This window comes from Xenophilus sp. Marseille-Q4582 (assembly GCF_916700565.1).
Classification (GTDB): domain Bacteria; phylum Pseudomonadota; class Gammaproteobacteria; order Burkholderiales; family Burkholderiaceae_C; genus Xenophilus.
Genome location: NZ_CAKAKO010000001.1, coordinates 454850 through 470955 on the forward strand (window position 1 = coordinate 454850; position 16106 = coordinate 470955).

23 protein-coding genes are annotated in these 16106 nt (G+C 69.6%); all 23 read left to right on the top strand.

Annotated elements, in window-relative coordinates; all coding sequences use genetic code 11:
- Positions 1-20 precede the first annotated feature (20 nt).
- The 23 genes from LG388_RS02130 (at position 21) to tatB (ending at position 16057) form a co-directional block, all read left to right on the top strand.
- A complete protein-coding gene (locus LG388_RS02130; RefSeq protein WP_370630077.1) occupies positions 21-680 on the top strand; it encodes a phospholipid-binding protein MlaC in 660 nt (219 codons plus the stop codon).
- A gap of 7 nt (positions 681-687) precedes the next feature.
- Positions 688-987, top strand: a complete 300-nt coding sequence (locus LG388_RS02135) for a lipid asymmetry maintenance protein MlaB (RefSeq protein ID WP_370630078.1) — start codon at positions 688-690, stop codon at positions 985-987.
- Positions 988-1107: 120 nt separating this feature from the next.
- A complete protein-coding gene (locus tag LG388_RS02140; protein WP_225781196.1) occupies positions 1108-2055 on the top strand; it encodes an ABC transporter ATP-binding protein in 948 nt (315 codons plus the stop codon).
- The gene (locus LG388_RS02145) at positions 2052-2843 is read left to right on the top strand and encodes an ABC transporter permease (RefSeq protein ID WP_225781197.1); all 792 of its coding nucleotides are present in this window, start codon (positions 2052-2054) and stop codon (positions 2841-2843) included. The genes LG388_RS02140 and LG388_RS02145 overlap by 4 nt, the downstream gene beginning before the upstream one ends.
- 102 nt (positions 2844-2945) lie before the next feature.
- Positions 2946-3188: a BolA family protein gene (locus LG388_RS02150; RefSeq protein ID WP_225781198.1), complete on the top strand. Its 243-nt coding sequence runs from the start codon at positions 2946-2948 to the stop codon at positions 3186-3188.
- 53 nt (positions 3189-3241) lie between these two features.
- Positions 3242-4519 carry a UDP-N-acetylglucosamine 1-carboxyvinyltransferase gene (gene murA / locus LG388_RS02155; protein WP_225781199.1) on the top strand — a complete coding sequence of 426 codons (1278 nt, stop codon included), beginning with the start codon at positions 3242-3244 and terminating at the stop codon, positions 4517-4519.
- Entirely contained in the window at positions 4516-5157 is a 642-nt protein-coding gene (hisG, locus tag LG388_RS02160; protein WP_225781200.1) for an ATP phosphoribosyltransferase, read from the top strand. Before murA ends, hisG begins: the two co-directional genes overlap by 4 nt.
- A gap of 34 nt (positions 5158-5191) precedes the next feature.
- Positions 5192-6589: a histidinol dehydrogenase gene (gene hisD / locus LG388_RS02165; protein ID WP_225781201.1), complete on the top strand. Its 1398-nt coding sequence runs from the start codon at positions 5192-5194 to the stop codon at positions 6587-6589.
- On the top strand, positions 6586-6945 hold the full coding sequence (locus LG388_RS02170) for a hypothetical protein (protein ID WP_225781202.1): 360 nt from the start codon (positions 6586-6588) through the stop codon (positions 6943-6945). The genes hisD and LG388_RS02170 overlap by 4 nt, the downstream gene beginning before the upstream one ends.
- A 6-nt stretch (positions 6946-6951) precedes the next feature.
- Positions 6952-8106 carry a histidinol-phosphate transaminase gene (gene hisC, locus LG388_RS02175; protein ID WP_225781203.1) on the top strand — a complete coding sequence of 385 codons (1155 nt, stop codon included), beginning with the start codon at positions 6952-6954 and terminating at the stop codon, positions 8104-8106.
- Positions 8103-8726 carry an imidazoleglycerol-phosphate dehydratase HisB gene (hisB, locus tag LG388_RS02180; protein ID WP_225781204.1) on the top strand — a complete coding sequence of 208 codons (624 nt, stop codon included), beginning with the start codon at positions 8103-8105 and terminating at the stop codon, positions 8724-8726. The genes hisC and hisB overlap by 4 nt, the downstream gene beginning before the upstream one ends.
- Positions 8727-8741: 15 nt before the next feature.
- Positions 8742-9389, top strand: a complete 648-nt coding sequence (gene hisH, locus LG388_RS02185; RefSeq protein ID WP_225781205.1) for an imidazole glycerol phosphate synthase subunit HisH — start codon at positions 8742-8744, stop codon at positions 9387-9389.
- Between the two features lie 85 nt (positions 9390-9474).
- Entirely contained in the window at positions 9475-10221 is a 747-nt protein-coding gene (hisA, locus tag LG388_RS02190) for a 1-(5-phosphoribosyl)-5-[(5-phosphoribosylamino)methylideneamino]imidazole-4-carboxamide isomerase (RefSeq protein WP_225781206.1), read from the top strand.
- A 50-nt stretch (positions 10222-10271) separates the two neighbouring features.
- On the top strand, positions 10272-11459 hold the full coding sequence (locus LG388_RS02195) for an AAA family ATPase (RefSeq protein ID WP_225781207.1): 1188 nt from the start codon (positions 10272-10274) through the stop codon (positions 11457-11459).
- Positions 11460-11489: 30 nt separating this feature from the next.
- A complete protein-coding gene (locus LG388_RS02200; RefSeq protein WP_225781208.1) occupies positions 11490-12347 on the top strand; it encodes a D-hexose-6-phosphate mutarotase in 858 nt (285 codons plus the stop codon).
- Positions 12348-12370: 23 nt separating this feature from the next.
- Positions 12371-13150 carry an imidazole glycerol phosphate synthase subunit HisF gene (hisF, locus tag LG388_RS02205; RefSeq protein WP_225781209.1) on the top strand — a complete coding sequence of 260 codons (780 nt, stop codon included), beginning with the start codon at positions 12371-12373 and terminating at the stop codon, positions 13148-13150.
- Between the two features lie 11 nt (positions 13151-13161).
- Positions 13162-13521: a VanZ family protein gene (locus LG388_RS02210; RefSeq protein WP_370630079.1), complete on the top strand. Its 360-nt coding sequence runs from the start codon at positions 13162-13164 to the stop codon at positions 13519-13521.
- Between the two features lie 89 nt (positions 13522-13610).
- Positions 13611-14000: a phosphoribosyl-AMP cyclohydrolase gene (gene hisI / locus LG388_RS02215; protein ID WP_225781210.1), complete on the top strand. Its 390-nt coding sequence runs from the start codon at positions 13611-13613 to the stop codon at positions 13998-14000.
- 8 nt (positions 14001-14008) lie between these two features.
- Positions 14009-14404 (top strand): phosphoribosyl-ATP diphosphatase, encoded by a 396-nt coding sequence (locus LG388_RS02220; protein WP_225781211.1) that lies wholly within the window; start codon positions 14009-14011, stop codon positions 14402-14404.
- A gap of 57 nt (positions 14405-14461) precedes the next feature.
- A complete protein-coding gene (locus tag LG388_RS02225) occupies positions 14462-14845 on the top strand; it encodes a hypothetical protein (RefSeq protein ID WP_225781212.1) in 384 nt (127 codons plus the stop codon).
- Positions 14846-14900: 55 nt separating this feature from the next.
- Positions 14901-15260 (top strand): histidine triad nucleotide-binding protein, encoded by a 360-nt coding sequence (locus tag LG388_RS02230; protein ID WP_225781799.1) that lies wholly within the window; start codon positions 14901-14903, stop codon positions 15258-15260.
- A gap of 52 nt (positions 15261-15312) precedes the next feature.
- Positions 15313-15549, top strand: coding sequence for a Sec-independent protein translocase subunit TatA (gene tatA, locus LG388_RS02235; protein ID WP_225781213.1), 237 nt, complete (start codon positions 15313-15315; stop codon positions 15547-15549).
- 31 nt (positions 15550-15580) lie between these two features.
- Positions 15581-16057: a Sec-independent protein translocase protein TatB gene (gene tatB, locus LG388_RS02240; RefSeq protein ID WP_225781214.1), complete on the top strand. Its 477-nt coding sequence runs from the start codon at positions 15581-15583 to the stop codon at positions 16055-16057.
- Positions 16058-16106: the final 49 nt, after the last annotated feature.

Here is a 16106-nt window from a genome sequence, read left to right on the forward strand (position 1 = left end):
AATCAAGGAAGGCTAGAACCATGACGACCCCTTCGATCCAACGCCGCACCCTGGCCCGCTGGGCCGTTTCTGCCACGCTGGCCGTCGCGGGCGCGGGCGCCATGCTGCCCGCCTGGGCCGCCGACGAGGCGCCGGACGCGCTGGTCAAGCGCCTGTCGACCGAGGTGCTCAACACCATCAAGGCCGACGCCTCCATCAAGGCCGGGGACGTCAACAAGATCATGGCGCTGGTCGACTCTCAGATCATGCCCAACGTGAACTTCCAGCGCATGACGGCCTCGGCCGTGGGCCCGGCCTGGCGCCAGGCCACGCCGGAGCAGCGCACGCGCCTGCAGCAGGAGTTCAAGAGCCTGCTGGTGCGCACCTATGCGGGCGCGCTCGACCAGGTGTCCGACCAGGAGGTGGCGATCCGCCCCTTCCGCGGCAGCGCCGACGACAAGGAAGTGCTGGTGCAAAGCGAGATCCGCGGCCGCGGCGACCCGATCCAGCTCGACTACCGCCTGGAAAAGACCCCCGGCCAGGGCTACGGCTGGAAGGTCTACAACCTGAACGTGATGGGCGTGTGGCTGGTCGAGACCTACCGCACGCAGTTCTCGCAGGAAATCAGCAGCAAGGGCATCGACGGCCTGATCGCCTCGCTGGCCGCGCGCAACAAGGCCAACGCCGACACGAAGGGCTGAGGCGGCCATGGCGGACCGGGCCCCTGACGCCACCGTGCTCGTGCTGCCCGTGCGCCTGACGCACGACGAGGCCCCGGCCTGCGCACGCATGCTGCAGCAGGGGCTGGAGGCGCAGCGCGGCTCCGTGGCCATCGTGGATGCGAGCGCGCTGGCGCAGTTCGACTCGTCGGCGCTGGCCGTGCTGCTCGAATGCCGGCGCGAAGCGGGCGTGCAGGGCCGCGGCTTCGCCGTCAAGGGGCTGCCGCAGCGGCTGCGCGAACTGGCAGCGCTCTATGGCGTTGCCGGGCTGCTGCCGGCCGCCCCCTGACCGTCTTCTTCCCTTCTTGATGCCCCGCGCACGCCTGCCGGGGCCGGCAGCGCCGCCCGCTGCGCGGCGCATGCCCCCATGCCGGCGGGCCTGGCGGCGGCGTCCTAGAATGCCCGCCCCATGCCCGCGATCTCCTTTCAATCGGTCTCGAAGACCTATGCCGCCACGCGCCAGCAGCGGTCCTCGGGCGCAAGCGGGCTGCGCGCCCTCGACAACGTCAGCTTCGAAATCGAGGAGGGCGAGTTCTTCGGCCTGCTCGGCCCCAACGGGGCCGGCAAGACGTCCCTGATCAGCATCCTGGCCGGGCTTTCGCGGCCCACGGCCGGCAGCATCAGCGTGCGCGGCTTCGATGTGCAGACGCATTACGCCCAGGCGCGCCGCCAGTTGGGCATCGTGCCGCAGGAACTGGTCTTCGACCCCTTCTTCAACGTGCGCGAAACGCTGCGCATCCAGTCCGGCTATTTCGGCATCGCCCACAACGACGCCTGGATCGACGAACTGCTCGAAAGCCTGGGCCTGGCCGACAAGGCCACGGCCAACATGCGGCAGCTCTCGGGCGGCATGAAGCGCCGCGTGCTGGTGGCGCAGGCGCTGGTGCACAAGCCGCCGGTCATCGTGCTGGACGAGCCCACGGCCGGCGTGGACGTGGAACTGCGCCAGGCGCTGTGGCAGTTCGTGGCCAGGCTCAACAAGCAGGGCAGCACCGTGCTGCTGACCACGCACTACCTCGAGGAAGCCGAGGCGCTGTGCAACCGCATCGCCATGCTCAAGAAGGGCCGGCTGATCGCGCTGGACCGCACCAGCGAACTGCTGAGTGCGTCCGCCAGCAACGTGCTGCGCTTCAAGACCGACGCGAGCCTGCCCTGGTCGCTGGCGCAGCATGCGCGCATCACCGGCCGGATCGTGCAGTTGCCGGCCAAGGATGCGCGCGAAGTGGAACAGGTGCTGGCCAGCCTGCGCGAAGCGGGCGTGGCCATCGAGGACGTGGAAATGCGCAAGGCCGACCTGGAAGACGTGTTCATCGACCTGATGGCCGGCGAGCAGACCCCGCTGGAGGTGGCGCGATGAGCGGCACGGCCTCTTCGGCGGCCCGCCTGGCGCCGCTGGGCTGGCGCGCGCTGCTCTACAAGGAGGTGCTGCGCTTCTGGAAGGTGGGCGCGCAGACCATCGGCGCGCCGGTGCTCACCGCCGTGCTGTACCTGATGGTCTTCGGCCACGTGCTGGAAGACCACGTGAAGGTCTACGGCAGCATCAGCTACACCGCCTTCCTGATTCCGGGCCTGGTGATGATGAGCGTGCTGCAGAACGCCTTCGCCAACAGCTCGTCGTCCATCATCCAGAGCAAGATCATGGGCAGCCTGGTGTTCGTGCTGCTCACGCCGCTGTCGCACTGGGGCTGGTTCTTCGCCTACGTGGGCTCGTCCGTGCTGCGCGGCCTGATCGTGGGCCTGGGCGTGCTGCTGGTCACGCTCTTCTTCGCCGTGCCGCCCTTTGCCGCGCCGCTGTGGATCCTGGTCTTCGCCGTGCTGGGCGCGGCGCTGCTGGGCACGCTGGGCCTCATCGCCGGGCTGTGGGCCGAGAAGTTCGACCAGATGGCCGTGTTCCAGAACTTCCTGATCATGCCCATGACCTTCCTGTCGGGCGTGTTCTATTCCATCCACTCGCTGCCGGCCTTCTGGCAGGGCGTTAGCCATGCGAATCCGTTCTTCTACATGATCGACGGTTTCCGCTACGGCTTCTTCGGCATCTCGGACGTCTCGCCCTGGCTCAGCCTGGGCATCGTCGGCGGCGCATGGCTGATCGTGAGTGCGCTGGCCGTGCACCTGCTGCGTATCGGCTACAAGATCAGAGGTTGAGCGTTTTGCGTTGGGCGTCTGCGAGGCAATCTGACTGCGAGGCAATCTGACGTCCTCTTTCGCGCTCATCGCCCAACGCTCGACGCAAAACCCTCCCCACCCATGACCGCTGAAGAACTGCAATCCATCATCGAAGCCGGCCTGGCCTGCGAGCACATCGCACTCGAAGGCGATGGCCGCCACTGGTACGCGACCATCGTCTCGGCCGAATTCGAGGGCAAGCGCGCCATCCAGCGCCACCAGCGGGTCTACGCGACCCTCGGTGCGAAAATGCACACCGACGAAGTGCATGCGCTGTCGATGAAGACCTTCACGCCGGCCGAGTGGGCCGCGCAGGGGCACTGACACCTTTCCTGCCGGCGCCTGCCGCCGGCTCCCTGATCTCGCTGGACTTCCAGATGGACAAACTCCTGATCCGCGGCGGACGTTCGCTCCGCGGCGAGGTGCCCGTGTCGGGCGCCAAGAATGCCGCGCTGCCCGAGCTGTGCGCGGCGCTGCTGACGGCCGAGCCGGTGGTGCTGCACAACGTGCCGCGCCTGGAAGACGTGAGCACCATGCTCAAGCTGGTGCGCCACATGGGCGTGGTCGCCGAGCGCGACGGCAACGGCACCGTGACGCTGAACGCGGCCGACCTGTCGAACCCCGAGGCGCCCTACGAGCTGGTCAAGACCATGCGCGCCTCGGTGCTGGCGCTGGGCCCGCTGCTGGCGCGCTTCGGCCATGCCAAGGTGTCGCTGCCCGGCGGCTGCGGCATCGGCTCGCGGCCGGTGGACCAGCACATCAAGGGCCTGCGCGCGATGGGCGCCGAGATCGAGGTCGAGCACGGCTACATGATGGCCAAGCTGCCCGCGGGCCGCACGCGCCTGCGCGGCGCGCGCATCACCACCGACATGGTCACCGTGACCGGCACCGAGAACCTGCTGATGGCCGCCGCGCTGGCCGAGGGCGAAACGGTGCTGGAGAACGCGGCCCAGGAACCCGAGATCCCGGACCTGGCCGAGATGCTGATCGCCATGGGCGCGAAGATCGAGGGCCACGGCACGAGCCGCATCCGCATCCAGGGCGTGGATGCGCTGCGCGGCTGCAGCCACACCGTGGTGGCCGACCGCATCGAGGCCGGCACCTTCCTGTGCGCCGTGGCGGCGGCGGGTGGCGACGTGCTGCTGAAGCATGCGCGCGCCGACCACCTGGATGCCGTGATCGACAAGCTGCAGGAAGCGGGCGCGCAGATCGAGGCGGTGGAGGGCGGTGTCCGCATCCAGTCCCGGGGCCGCCTCAAGGCGCAGAGCTTCCGCACCACCGAATACCCGGGCTTCCCCACCGACATGCAGGCGCAGTTCATGGCGCTCAATGCCGTGTCCGAGGGCGCATCGACGGTGACGGAGACCATCTTCGAGAACCGCATGATGCACGTCAACGAGCTGCTGCGCCTGGGCGCGCGCATCCAGACCGACGGCCGCACGGCCGTGCTCGAAGGCGTGCCGCGCCTGTCGGGCGCCAGCGTGATGGCCACCGACCTGCGCGCCTCGGCCTGCCTGGTCATCGCCGGGCTGGTGGCCGAGGGCGAGACGCTGGTCGACCGCATCTACCACCTGGACCGCGGCTACGACCGCATCGAGGCCAAGCTCGGCGCACTGGGCGCCGACATCGAGCGGGTGTCGGGGAGCCGCGCATGATCACCCTGGCGCTTTCCAAGGGCCGCATCTTCGAGGAGACGATGCCCCTGCTGGCCGCGGCCGGCATCGAGGTGACCGAAGACCCAGACAAGTCGCGCAAGCTGATCCTGCCGACCACGCGGCCCGACGTGCGCGTGGTGCTGGTGCGTGCCTCCGACGTGCCCACCTACGTGCAGTACGGCGGCGCCGACCTGGGCGTGACGGGGCTGGACGTGCTGCTGGAGCACGGCAACCAGGGCCTGTACCAGCCGCTGGACCTGAAGATCGCCGCCTGCCGCCTGAGCGTGGCGGTGCGTGCCGAGTACGACTACGCCAATGCCGTGAAGCAGGGCGCGCGCCTGAAGGTGGCCACCAAGTACGTGAACCTGGCGCGCGAGTTCTTCGCCCGCAAGGGCGTGCACGTGGACCTGATCAAGCTCTACGGCAGCATGGAGCTGGCGCCCCTCACGGGCCTGGCCGACGCCATCGTCGACCTGGTGTCCACGGGCAACACGCTCAAGGCCAACCAGCTCGTCGAGGTGGAGCGCATCATGGACATCAGCGCCCGCCTGGTCGTCAACCAGGCCGCGCTCAAGCTCAAGCGCGAGCCCATCCGCCGCATCGTCGACGCCTTCGCGTCGGCCGTTCCCCAGACCTGACCTCCTTTTTCCTCCACTCCTGCCAAGACCGCCCATGAGCCTGCAAGCCCAGCCCCTGCGCCTCGCCACCACCGCGCCCGATTTCGAGGCCGCGTTCAAGGCGCGGCTGCATTGGTCGGCCGACCAGGACGCGGCCATCGAGCAGCGCGTGGCCGACATCCTGGCCGACGTGCGCGCACGCGGCGACGCGGCGGTGCTGGCATACACGCGCCGCTTCGACGGGCTGGCCGCCGAATCGATGGCCCAGCTCGAGCTGACGCAGGCCGATTTCAAGCAGGCCTTCGACTCGCTGCCCGCCGCGCAGCGCGACGCCCTGCGCGATGCGGCCCAGCGCGTGCGCAGCTACCACGAGGCGCAGAAGAAGGCCTGCGGCGAAAGCTGGAGCTACCGCGACGCCGACGGCACGCTGCTGGGCCAGAAGGTCACGCCGCTGGACCGGGTGGGCATCTACGTGCCCGGCGGCAAGGCGGCGTACCCGTCCAGCCTGCTGATGAACGCCATCCCGGCCCATGTGGCGGGCGTGGGCGAGATCATCATGGTGGTGCCCACGCCGGCCAGGGGCAGCGTGGCCACGGGCGGCACCGGTGCCGAGCCTGCGACGACCGGAGAGCGCAACGTGCTGGTGCTGGCGGCGGCCCACGTGGCCGGCGTCACCCGCGCCTTCACCATCGGCGGCGCGCAGGCCGTGGCCGCCCTGGCCTACGGCACGGCCACCGTGCCGGCCGTGGACAAGATCACCGGCCCCGGCAACGCCTATGTCGCCAGCGCCAAGCGCCGCGTGTTCGGCACGGTGGGCATCGACATGATCGCGGGCCCGAGCGAGATCCTCGTGCTGGCCGACGGCACGACGCCGCCCGAATGGGTGGCCATGGACCTGTTCAGCCAGGCCGAGCATGACGAGCTGGCGCAGAGCATCCTGCTGTGCCCCGACGCCGCCTACATCGCCGCCGTGCAGCGCGAGATCGACCGCCTGCTGCCCACGATGCCGCGCGCCGGGATCATCGCCGCCAGCCTGAGCGGCCGCGGCGCGCTGATCCACACGCGCGACATGGCAGAGGCCTGCGCCATCAGCAACCGCATCGCGCCCGAGCACCTGGAAGTCTCCAGCCGCGAGCCGCACCGCTGGGAGCCGCTGCTGCGCCACGCCGGCGCGATCTTCCTCGGGGCCTACACCAGCGAAAGCCTGGGCGACTACTGCGCCGGCCCGAACCACGTGCTGCCCACCAGCGGCACCGCGCGTTTCTCGTCGCCGCTGGGCGTGTACGACTTCCAGAAGCGCAGCAGCCTGATCGAGGTGAGCGAGGCCGGCGCGCAGGTGCTGGGCCCGGTGGCGGCCGAGCTGGCCTATGGCGAAGGCCTGCAGGCCCACGCGCGCGCCGCCGAGCTGCGCCTGGCCCAGGTGCCGCCGATGCGAAACCCGGCGCAGCCATGAGTGCTGCCCTGCGCCTGCTGGGGGGCGGGCTGGCGCTGGCGCTGCTGGCCGCCCCGGCGCAGGCCATGAGCATCCGCGAGCTGCGCACGCTGGAGGCGCACGACGCCGAGGGCCGCAACCGCGCGACCTACTACCTCGTCGGCGTGCTCGAAGGCCTGCGCGAAGCGGCCGATGCCACGCAGCGCGCCGGCGGCAAGCCCGCCTTCTGCGTCGACGGCCGGCGCCTGGAGCCCGCCATGGCGCGCAGCCTCTACGAAGGCGAAATGCGGCGCAACGCCGATCTGTACGAAGCCGACATGCCGGTGCCGCTGGTGCTGGCCGCTGCCCTGCAGGGCAGCTTCCGTTGCAAGGATTGAAGAACCATGACTGCCGCCTCTGTTTCCGTTGCCGCCTCCTCTTCCGACCTGAGCCGCGCCGCGCTGGCGCGCGTGCGCCCCGACGTGCGGGCCATGCATGCCTACGCCGTGCAGGACGCGCGCGGCCTGCTCAAGCTCGACGCGATGGAGAACCCCTACGGTCTGCCGCCCGCGCTGCAGGCCGAACTGGGGGCCCGCCTGGGCGCGTTGGCGCTCAACCGCTACCCCGGCGAGCGCGGCGAAGACCTCAAGCGCGCGCTGGCCGCGTATGCGCAGCTGCCCGAAGGCCACGCGCTGATGCTGGGCAACGGCTCCGACGAACTGATCGGCCTGCTGGCCATGGCCTGCGACCTGCCGGGCGCGACCATCCTCGCGCCCGCGCCGGGCTTCGTGATGTACGCGATGAGTGCGCAGATGCAGGGCCTGCGCTACGTGGGCGTGCCTCTGACGGCCGACTTCGAACTCGACGAGGCCGCCATGCTGGCCGCCATCGCGAAGGAGAAGCCGGCGATCCTGTACCTGGCCTACCCCAACAACCCCACGGCCAATGCCTGGGACCCGGCAGTCATCCGCCGGCTGGTCGCGGCCCAGGGCGCGCAAGGCGGCCTGGTGGTCATCGACGAGGCCTACCAGCCCTTCGCCAACCACAGCTGGATCGAGGAGATCCGCAAGGACCTGGCGGCGCACGCCCATGTGCTGCTGATGCGCACCTTGAGCAAGTTCGGCCTGGCCGGCGTGCGCCTGGGCTACCTGATCGGCCCGGCCGCACTGGTGGCCGAGATCGACAAGGTGCGCCCGCCCTACAACGTCAGCGTGCTGAACTGCGAATGCGCGCTGTTCGCGCTGGAGCATGCCGAGGTCTTCGCGCAACAGGCGGCCGCCATCCGCGCCGAGCGCACGCAGCTGCTCGCGCAACTGGCCGGACTGTCCGGCGTGAAGGTCTGGCCCAGCGACGCCAACATGGTGCTGATCCGCGTGCTGGGGGGCGCCGAAGGCGCGCACGACCGCGCCGATGCCGTGTTCGCCGGCATGAAGCAGCGCGGCGTGCTGGTGAAGAACGTTTCTAGAATGCACCCCTTGCTGGCCCAGTGCCTGCGGCTGACCGTCGGCACCGCCGACGACAACGCGCGCATGGTCGAGGCCCTGCGCCAATCCCTATGACTGCCCCCACGACCCCTCCCAGCGATGCGGTGGACCGCACGGCCGAGGTCTCGCGCCACACGGCCGAGACGAAGATCCGCGTGCGCGTGAACCTCGACGGCACCGGCCAGGCCCGGCTGGCCAGCGGCATCGGCTTCTTCGACCACATGCTCGACCAGATCGCCCGGCATGGCCTGATCGACCTGGACGTGCAATGCGACGGTGACCTGCACATCGACGGCCACCACACGGTGGAGGACGTGGGCATCACGCTCGGCCAGGCCGTCGCCAGGGCCGTGGGCGACAAGAAGGGCATCCGCCGCTACGGCCATGCCTACGTGCCGCTGGACGAGGCGCTGTCGCGCGTGGTGGTCGACTTCTCGGGCCGTCCGGGCCTGCACATGGACGTGAAGTTCACCAGCGGCATGGTCGGCGGCTTCGACACGCAGCTGGCCTTCGAGTTCTTCCAGGGCTTCGTCAACCATGCCGGCGCCACGCTGCACATCGACAACCTGAAGGGCGTGAACGCGCACCACCAGTGCGAGACGATCTTCAAGGCCTTCGCGCGCGCCGTGCGCGCGGCGCTCGAGCGTGATCCGCGCTCGGCCGGCGTCATTCCTTCCACCAAAGGCTCTCTCTGAGCCAGGCCTGCCGCCATGAGCAATTCCGTCGCCGTCGTCGACTACGGCATGGGCAATCTGTGGTCCGTCTCCCAGGCGGTGCGCCATGCCGCGGATGCGGCTGGCGTGGAGGTGTTCGTCACCGCCGACCCGGACGTGGTGCGCCGCGCCACGCGCGTGGTGCTGCCGGGGCAGGGCGCCATGCCCGACTGCATGCGCGAGCTGCGTGACTCGGGTCTGCTGCAGTCCGTGCTGGAGGCCGCCGCGAGCAAGCCGCTGTTCGGCGTGTGCGTGGGCATGCAGATGATGCTGTCGCGCAGCGAGGAGGGGCCCACCGACGGCCTGGGCCTGATCCCGGGCCAGGTGCAGCGCTTCCAGCTGGAAGGCCAGCGCCAGGCCGATGGCAGCCGCTTCAAGGTGCCGCAGATGGGCTGGAACCAGGTCTGGCAGAGCCAGCCGCACGCGCTGTGGGCCGAGGTGCCCGACGGCAGCCACTTCTATTTCGTCCACAGCTTCTACGCGCGGCCCGACGAGGCCCTGCACAGCGTGGGCGAGGCCGATTACGGCGCGCGCTTTACCGCTGCCGTGGCCCGCGATAACATTTTTGCCACTCAGTTCCACCCTGAGAAAAGCGCCGACCGCGGCCTGCAGCTGTACCGCAATTTCCTGCACTGGAATCCCTGACGAGGCGTGGGGTGTTGAGCGTCGTACGTTCAGCGCCTCTCTTCTTCGCTCAGCGCCAACGCCAACGCCCAACGTTTCCCCTTCCATGCTTCTCATTCCCGCCATCGACCTCAAGGACGGCCACTGCGTTCGACTGAAGCAGGGCGACATGGACCAGTCCACCGTCTTCAGCGACGACCCGGCCGCCATGGCGCGCCAGTGGGTGGACCAGGGCGCGCGCCGCCTGCACCTGGTGGACCTGAACGGCGCCTTCGCCGGCAAGCCGCAGAACCACGCGGCGATCAAGGCCATCTTGCGCGAAGTGGGCGAGGACATCCCGGTGCAGCTGGGCGGCGGCATCCGCGACCTGGACACCATCGAGCGCTACATCGACGACGGCCTGCGCTACGTGATCATCGGCACGGCTGCCGTGAAGAACCCCGGCTTCCTCAAGGACGCCTGCGCGGCCTTCGGTGGCCACATCATCGTGGGCCTGGACGCCAAGGACGGCAAGGTCGCCACCGACGGCTGGAGCAAGCTCACGGGCCACGAGGTGGTGGACCTGGGCAAGAAGTTCGAGGACTACGGCGTCGAATCCATCATCTACACCGACATCGGCCGCGACGGCATGCTCTCGGGCATCAACATCGACGCCACGGTCAAGCTCGCGCAGTCGCTGAGCATCCCGGTCATCGCCTCGGGCGGCCTGTCCAACATCGCCGACATCGAGCAGCTGTGCGCGGTGGAAAAAGAAGGCGTGGAAGGCGTGATCTGCGGCCGCGCCATCTATTCGGGCGACCTGGATTTCGCCGCCGCGCAGACGCGCGCCGACGAACTGGCCGACGCGGCCTGATCCTTGCGCGGGCCCGCGCCCTTCAAGCGGGCGGGCGGCCCCCGGCGGCGATGCTCTCCACCCTCGCCATCGCCCACTACCGCTCGCTGCGCGAGCTGGTGCTGCCCCTGGGGCGGCTCACGGTCATCACCGGTGCCAACGGCAGCGGCAAGTCCAGCGTCTACCGCGCCATGCGCCTGCTGGCCGAGGTGGCGCAGGGCGGCGTGGTGCGTTCGCTGGCACGCGAAGGCGGGCTGCCGTCCACGCTGTGGGCAGGCCCCGAGCACATCTCGGCCGCCATGCGGCGCGGCGAGGCGCCCGTGCAGGGCACGGTGCGCAGCGCCCCGGTGAGCCTGCGCCTGGGCTTCGGGGGCGCAGACGCCGAAGACTTCGGCTATGCCATCGACATCGGCCTGCCGCCGCCCGTGCCGCCCTCGCCCTTCTCGCTGGACCCGGAGATCAAGATCGAGAGCCTCTGGAGCGGCCCGCTGCTGCGGCCGTCCACGCTGCTGGTCGAGCGCCGCGGAGCGGCCCTGCGCGGGCGCCAGGATGCGGGCGGCTGGCAATCGCTGGGCCGGCCCGTGCCCGCCTGGGCCAGCATGCTGACCGAGTTTGCCGACCCGCGCAGTGCGCCCGAGATGCTCACCTTGCGCGAGCAACTGCGCTCCTGGCGCTTCTACGACCATTTCCGCACCGATGCCGAGGCGCCCGCTCGCCAGCCGCAGCTGGGCACGCGCACGCCCGTGCTGGCCGCGGACGGTGCCGATCTGGCGGCCGCCATCGCCACGATCCGCGAAATCGGCGATGGCGAAGCGCTGGATGCGGCCGTGGAGGACGCCTTCCCCGGCGCGCGCGTCGAGGTGCAGGCGCTGGCCGACGGCCGCCTGCGCACCGGCATGCACCAGCATGGCCTGCTGCGCGCGCTGTCGGCCGCGGAGCTGTCCGATGGCACGCTGCGCTACCTGCTGTGGGTGGCGGCCTTGCTCTCGCCGCGCCCGCCGGCGCTGCTGGTGCTCAACGAGCCCGAGACCAGCCTGCACCCGGACCTGCTGCCCGCGCTGGGGCGGCTCATCGTGCGCGCGGCGCGCGACACGCAGCTGATCGTGGTCTCGCATGCGAACCGCCTGATTGCCGCGCTCGATGACGCGGCCGATGAAGGCGCGCTGCAGCGCATCGAGCTGAAAAAGGACTTCGGCGAGACCCGCATCGCCAACCTGGACATGGACTCGATCCCGCGCTGGCAGTGGCCGGCGCGCTGAGCGGTCTCCAATCGCATGGACAATCGCGGCATGGCGTTCACCGAATCCCTGGAATTCCGCGGCCAGCCCGCCGTCGCCGTGCGCTTGCCGCAGGGCGACCGCGTGATGGTGGCGCTGCATGGCGCCCATGTGCTGTCGTGGCAGACGGCCGACGGCACCGAGCGGCTGTACCTGAGCCCGCAGGCGCTGTTCGACGGCCGCAGCGCGATCCGCGGCGGCGTGCCGGTGTGCTGGCCGCAGTTCAACATGCGCGGCCCGCTGATCAAGCATGGCTTCGTGCGCAACCTGCCTTGGCAGGTGGTGGTGACTCCAGATGCGGCCGAAACCGACACTTTGCGTCTGCGCCTGTCCGACAGCGCCGCGACGCGCGCCTTCTGGCCCGAGCGCTTCGAGGCCGAGCTGGCCGTGCACCTGGCGCCGCAGCGCCTGCGCCTGACGCTGACCGTGCGCAACACGGGCCACACGCAGGACAGGCCCTGGCCCTTCACCGCCGCGCTGCACAGCTACCTGCGCGTGCAGGATGCGACCACCGCGCGCCTGGAGGGACTGGAAGGCGCCGCCCGCTGGGACGCCGTGCGCGATGTGCGCGGCACCGAGACGGCGTCTGCGCTGCGCTTCGGCGAGGAGTTCGACAGCGTGTACGCCGCACCCGGCACGCCGCTGCATCTGCTGGACGGCCATCGCCGCCTGCAGATCGCGCAAAGCGCCAGTTGCCCCGAAACCGTGGTCTGGAACCCGGGCCCGGCGCTGAGCGCCCGCCTCACCGACCTGCCCGACGACGGCTGGCGCCACATGCTCTGCGTGGAGGCCGCCTGCATCGACACTCCCGTGCTGCTCGCGCCCGGCGCGCAGTGGCAAGCCTGGCAAGAGCTTCTCGTGCAGGCCTGAACCGTTTTTCTTCTGACTTTCCCATGCTTGCCAAACGCATCATTCCCTGCCTCGACGTGACGGGCGGCCGTGTCGTCAAGGGCGTCAACTTCGTCGAACTGCGCGATGCGGGCGACCCGGTGGAGATCGCCGCGCGCTACAACGCGCAGGGCGCCGACGAGCTGACCTTCCTCGACATCACGGCCACCAGCGACGGCCGCGACCTGATCCTGCCCATCATCGAAGCCGTGGCTTCGCAGGTCTTCATTCCGCTCACGGTGGGCGGCGGCGTGCGCACGGTGGACGACGTGCGGCGCCTGCTCAATGCCGGTGCCGACAAGACCAGCTTCAATTCGGCCGCCATCGCCAATCCGCAGGTCATCGAGGACGCCTCGCGCAAGTACGGCGCGCAGTGCATCGTGGTCGCCATCGACGCCAAGCGCCGCAGCCCCGAAGAAGCTGCCACGCGCGGCGCGGGCTGGGACGTGTACAGCCACGGCGGGCGCAAGAACACTGGCCTGGACGCCGTGCAGTGGGCGGCCGAAATGGCGCGCCGCGGCGCGGGCGAGATCCTGCTGACCAGCATGGACCGCGACGGCACCAAGAGCGGCTTCGACCTGGAGCTCACGCGCGCCGTGAGCGAGGCCGTGAGCGTGCCGGTCATCGCCTCGGGCGGCGTGGGCAACCTGGACCATCTGGCCGACGGTGTGCAGCAGGGCGGCGCCGATGCCGTGCTGGCCGCCAGCATCTTCCATTACGGCGAGCACACGGTGGGCGAGGCCAAGGCGCGCATGGCGGCGCGCGGCATTCCGGTGCGCCAGTGAGGGGCACGCTGTTGCGCTCTTCCGTGCTGTGGCGCGTGCTGTTCGGACTGGCCATGGCCGCGGTGATGGCGCTGAGCCTGATGCCGCCCGGCCCGGAACTGCCCTCCACCGGCTGGGACAAGAGCAACCATGCCCTGGGCTTCGCGGTGCTGGGTGTCCTGGGATTGCGGGCCTTCCCGGGCCGCTGGCTGGCGGTTCTGCCCGGCCTGTGGGCCTACGGTGCGCTGATCGAGGGGCTGCAGTCCTTCACTGCCTACCGCATGGCGGAATGGGGCGACCTGTGGGCCGACGGCGTCGGCCTGCTGCTGGGCGCGGCGCTGCATGTCGCCTGGACCTGGACCCGGGCGAAGCGGCGCCCGCGCGCGGTTTGAGGCCGGCATGCGCCGGCCCCGGCCGCCAAAGCCCTGACGCCAGGGCGGATGCCGGCCGCTGACACGGCTGTGCGACACAATGGATGGCAATGAACTGGTTGGATGATGTGAAATGGGACGCCGCCGGCCTCGTGCCGGTGATTGCGCAGGAACGCGGCAGCAAGGACGTGCTGATGTTCGCGTGGATGAACCGCGAGGCGCTGGCCAAGACGGCTGAGCTGGGCCGCGCCGTGTACTTCAGCCGCTCGCGCAGCAAGCTGTGGTTCAAGGGCGAGGAATCGGGCCATGTGCAGACCGTGCACGGCATCCGGCTCGATTGCGACAACGACGTGGTGCTGCTCGAAGTGACACAGCAGGGGCACGAGCCCGGCATCGCCTGCCACACGGGGCGCCACAGCTGCTTCTTCCAGAAATACGAGAACGGCGCCTGGCAGGCCGTCGATCCGGTCTTGAAAGACCCGGAATCCATCTACAAATGACGCGAACGATGACTGCAGCTGCCCCTGATTCCGCCCTCGTTACGGGTGACGTGCTGGACCGGCTGGCCGCCGTGATCGACAGCCGCCTGCCGGGCCGCGGCGGCGACCCCGAGGCGAGCTACGTGGCGCGCCTGCTGCACAAGGGCCCCGACGCCTTCCTCAAGAAGATCGGCGAGGAGGCGACCGAGGTGGTGCTGGCCGCCAAGGACGCGGACCACGGCGGCGACCGCCAGAAGATCGTCAACGAAGTGGCCGATCTGTGGTTCCACAGCATGGTGGCGCTGGCCCATTACGGCCTGGCCCCGCGCGACGTGGCGGCCGAACTGGCGCGCCGCGAAGGCACCAGCGGCATCGAAGAAAAGGCGCTGCGCAAGGCGCAGGGGCGCGAGGCTTCGGGCGACTGAGCGCGCCCGCCTGCCGACGACCCCTGTTGACCCCTGTTCACCAAGGAGTTCATGCCCATGGCCAATGACATCGTCACCGTCACCGACAAGAACGAGGAATCGCTGCGCACCATCGGCTGGGTCAGCTACCTGCTGCACCTGGCGGTGGCCATTGGCGCCGTGGTGCCGGGCGCGCAGGTCTCCGTGCTGATCCTGCTGGCCGCGCTGCTGATCGACTTCGTCAAGCGCGACGATGCGCAGGGCACCTGGCAGGCCTCGCACTTCAGCTGGCGCATCCGCTCGGTGCTGTGGGCCGGCCTGCTGTACCTGCTGACCTCCTGGCTGTGGCTTCTGCTGCTGGTGCCGGGCTGGATCGCGTGGACACTGATCTCGCTGTGGTTCCTCTATCGCATCGTCAAGGGCATGGTGCGGCTGCATGCCGGGCGCCCCATGGACGCTTGACCTCGTGCCTCGACCGTTTCCGACCCGGAGTTCCGCCTTGACCGCTTCCGCCCCCGTGGCCCACGACCCGAACTGCATCTTCTGCAAGATCATCGCCGGCCAGATTCCCTCGAAGAAGGTCTACGAGGACGAAGAGCTTGTCGGCTTCCATGACATCGCGCCCTGGGCGCCCGTGCACTTCCTGCTGGTGCCCAGGAAGCACATCGCCTCCATGGCCCAGCTCACGCCGCAGGACGCAGGCCTGATGGGCAGGCTGATGACGCTTGCGCCCCGGCTGGCGCTCGAAAACGGCTGCAACCCGTACCCCGATGGGGGTTTTCGCGTGGTGGTCAACACGGGCGCCGAAGGGGGACAGGAGGTGCATCACCTGCACGTTCACGTCATGGGCGGCCCGCGCCCGTGGCTCAAGGGCTGAGCCGTCGCGGCCCGCCCACTAAAATCTCACGATTCTTCAGGAGAAATCCACCATGGGTACCCTTTCCATCTGGCACTGGCTCATCGTTTTGCTCGTGGTCGTCATGATCTTCGGCACCAAGAAGCTCAAGAACATGGGCTCCGACCTCGGCGGCGCCGTCAAGGGTTTCAAGGACGGCATGAAGGACGGGGCGTCCGACGCGCCCGCGGCCGCCCCGCAGCAGGTGCAGGCCAGCAACGCCAATGCCGACAAGTCGACCATCGACGTCGAAGCGCGCCAGAAGTCCTGATCCGCAGCGTGTCTTCCTGACCGACTGATCCGTGATCGACCTCGGCATTTCCAAGATCGCGCTGATCGGCGCGGTGGCGCTGATCGTCATCGGCCCCGAGAAGCTGCCGCGCGTGGCCCGCACCGTGGGCACGCTGCTGGGCAAGGCGCAGCGCTACGTCAACGACGTCAAGGCCGAGGTCAACCGCTCCATGGAGCTGGATGAGCTGCGCAAGATGAAGGAAACGGTGGAGGGTGCGGCGCGCGACGTGGAAGGCAGCATCCGCAGCGGTGCCCAGGACGTGCAGGACCAGCTGAGCTTTCCGCAGGAGGGCGAGGGCAGCGGACTCGACACCGCCAGCAGCTACGAGCCGGCCCCCCTCTATCCCACCTACAAGCACCCCGGCAAGAAATGGCGCCTGAAGCAGGGCGCCGTGCCGCACTGGTACAAGGCGCGTGCCGGCGTGCGCACCAAGGCGTTGTCGGGCGCTGCGCGGGTGGCCCGCTACCGCCCGCATCGCTTCAAGTAAGGCCGCCTGCGCGGCGGTCCTTGATTTCTTTCTCCTTCCCATCCGGCGC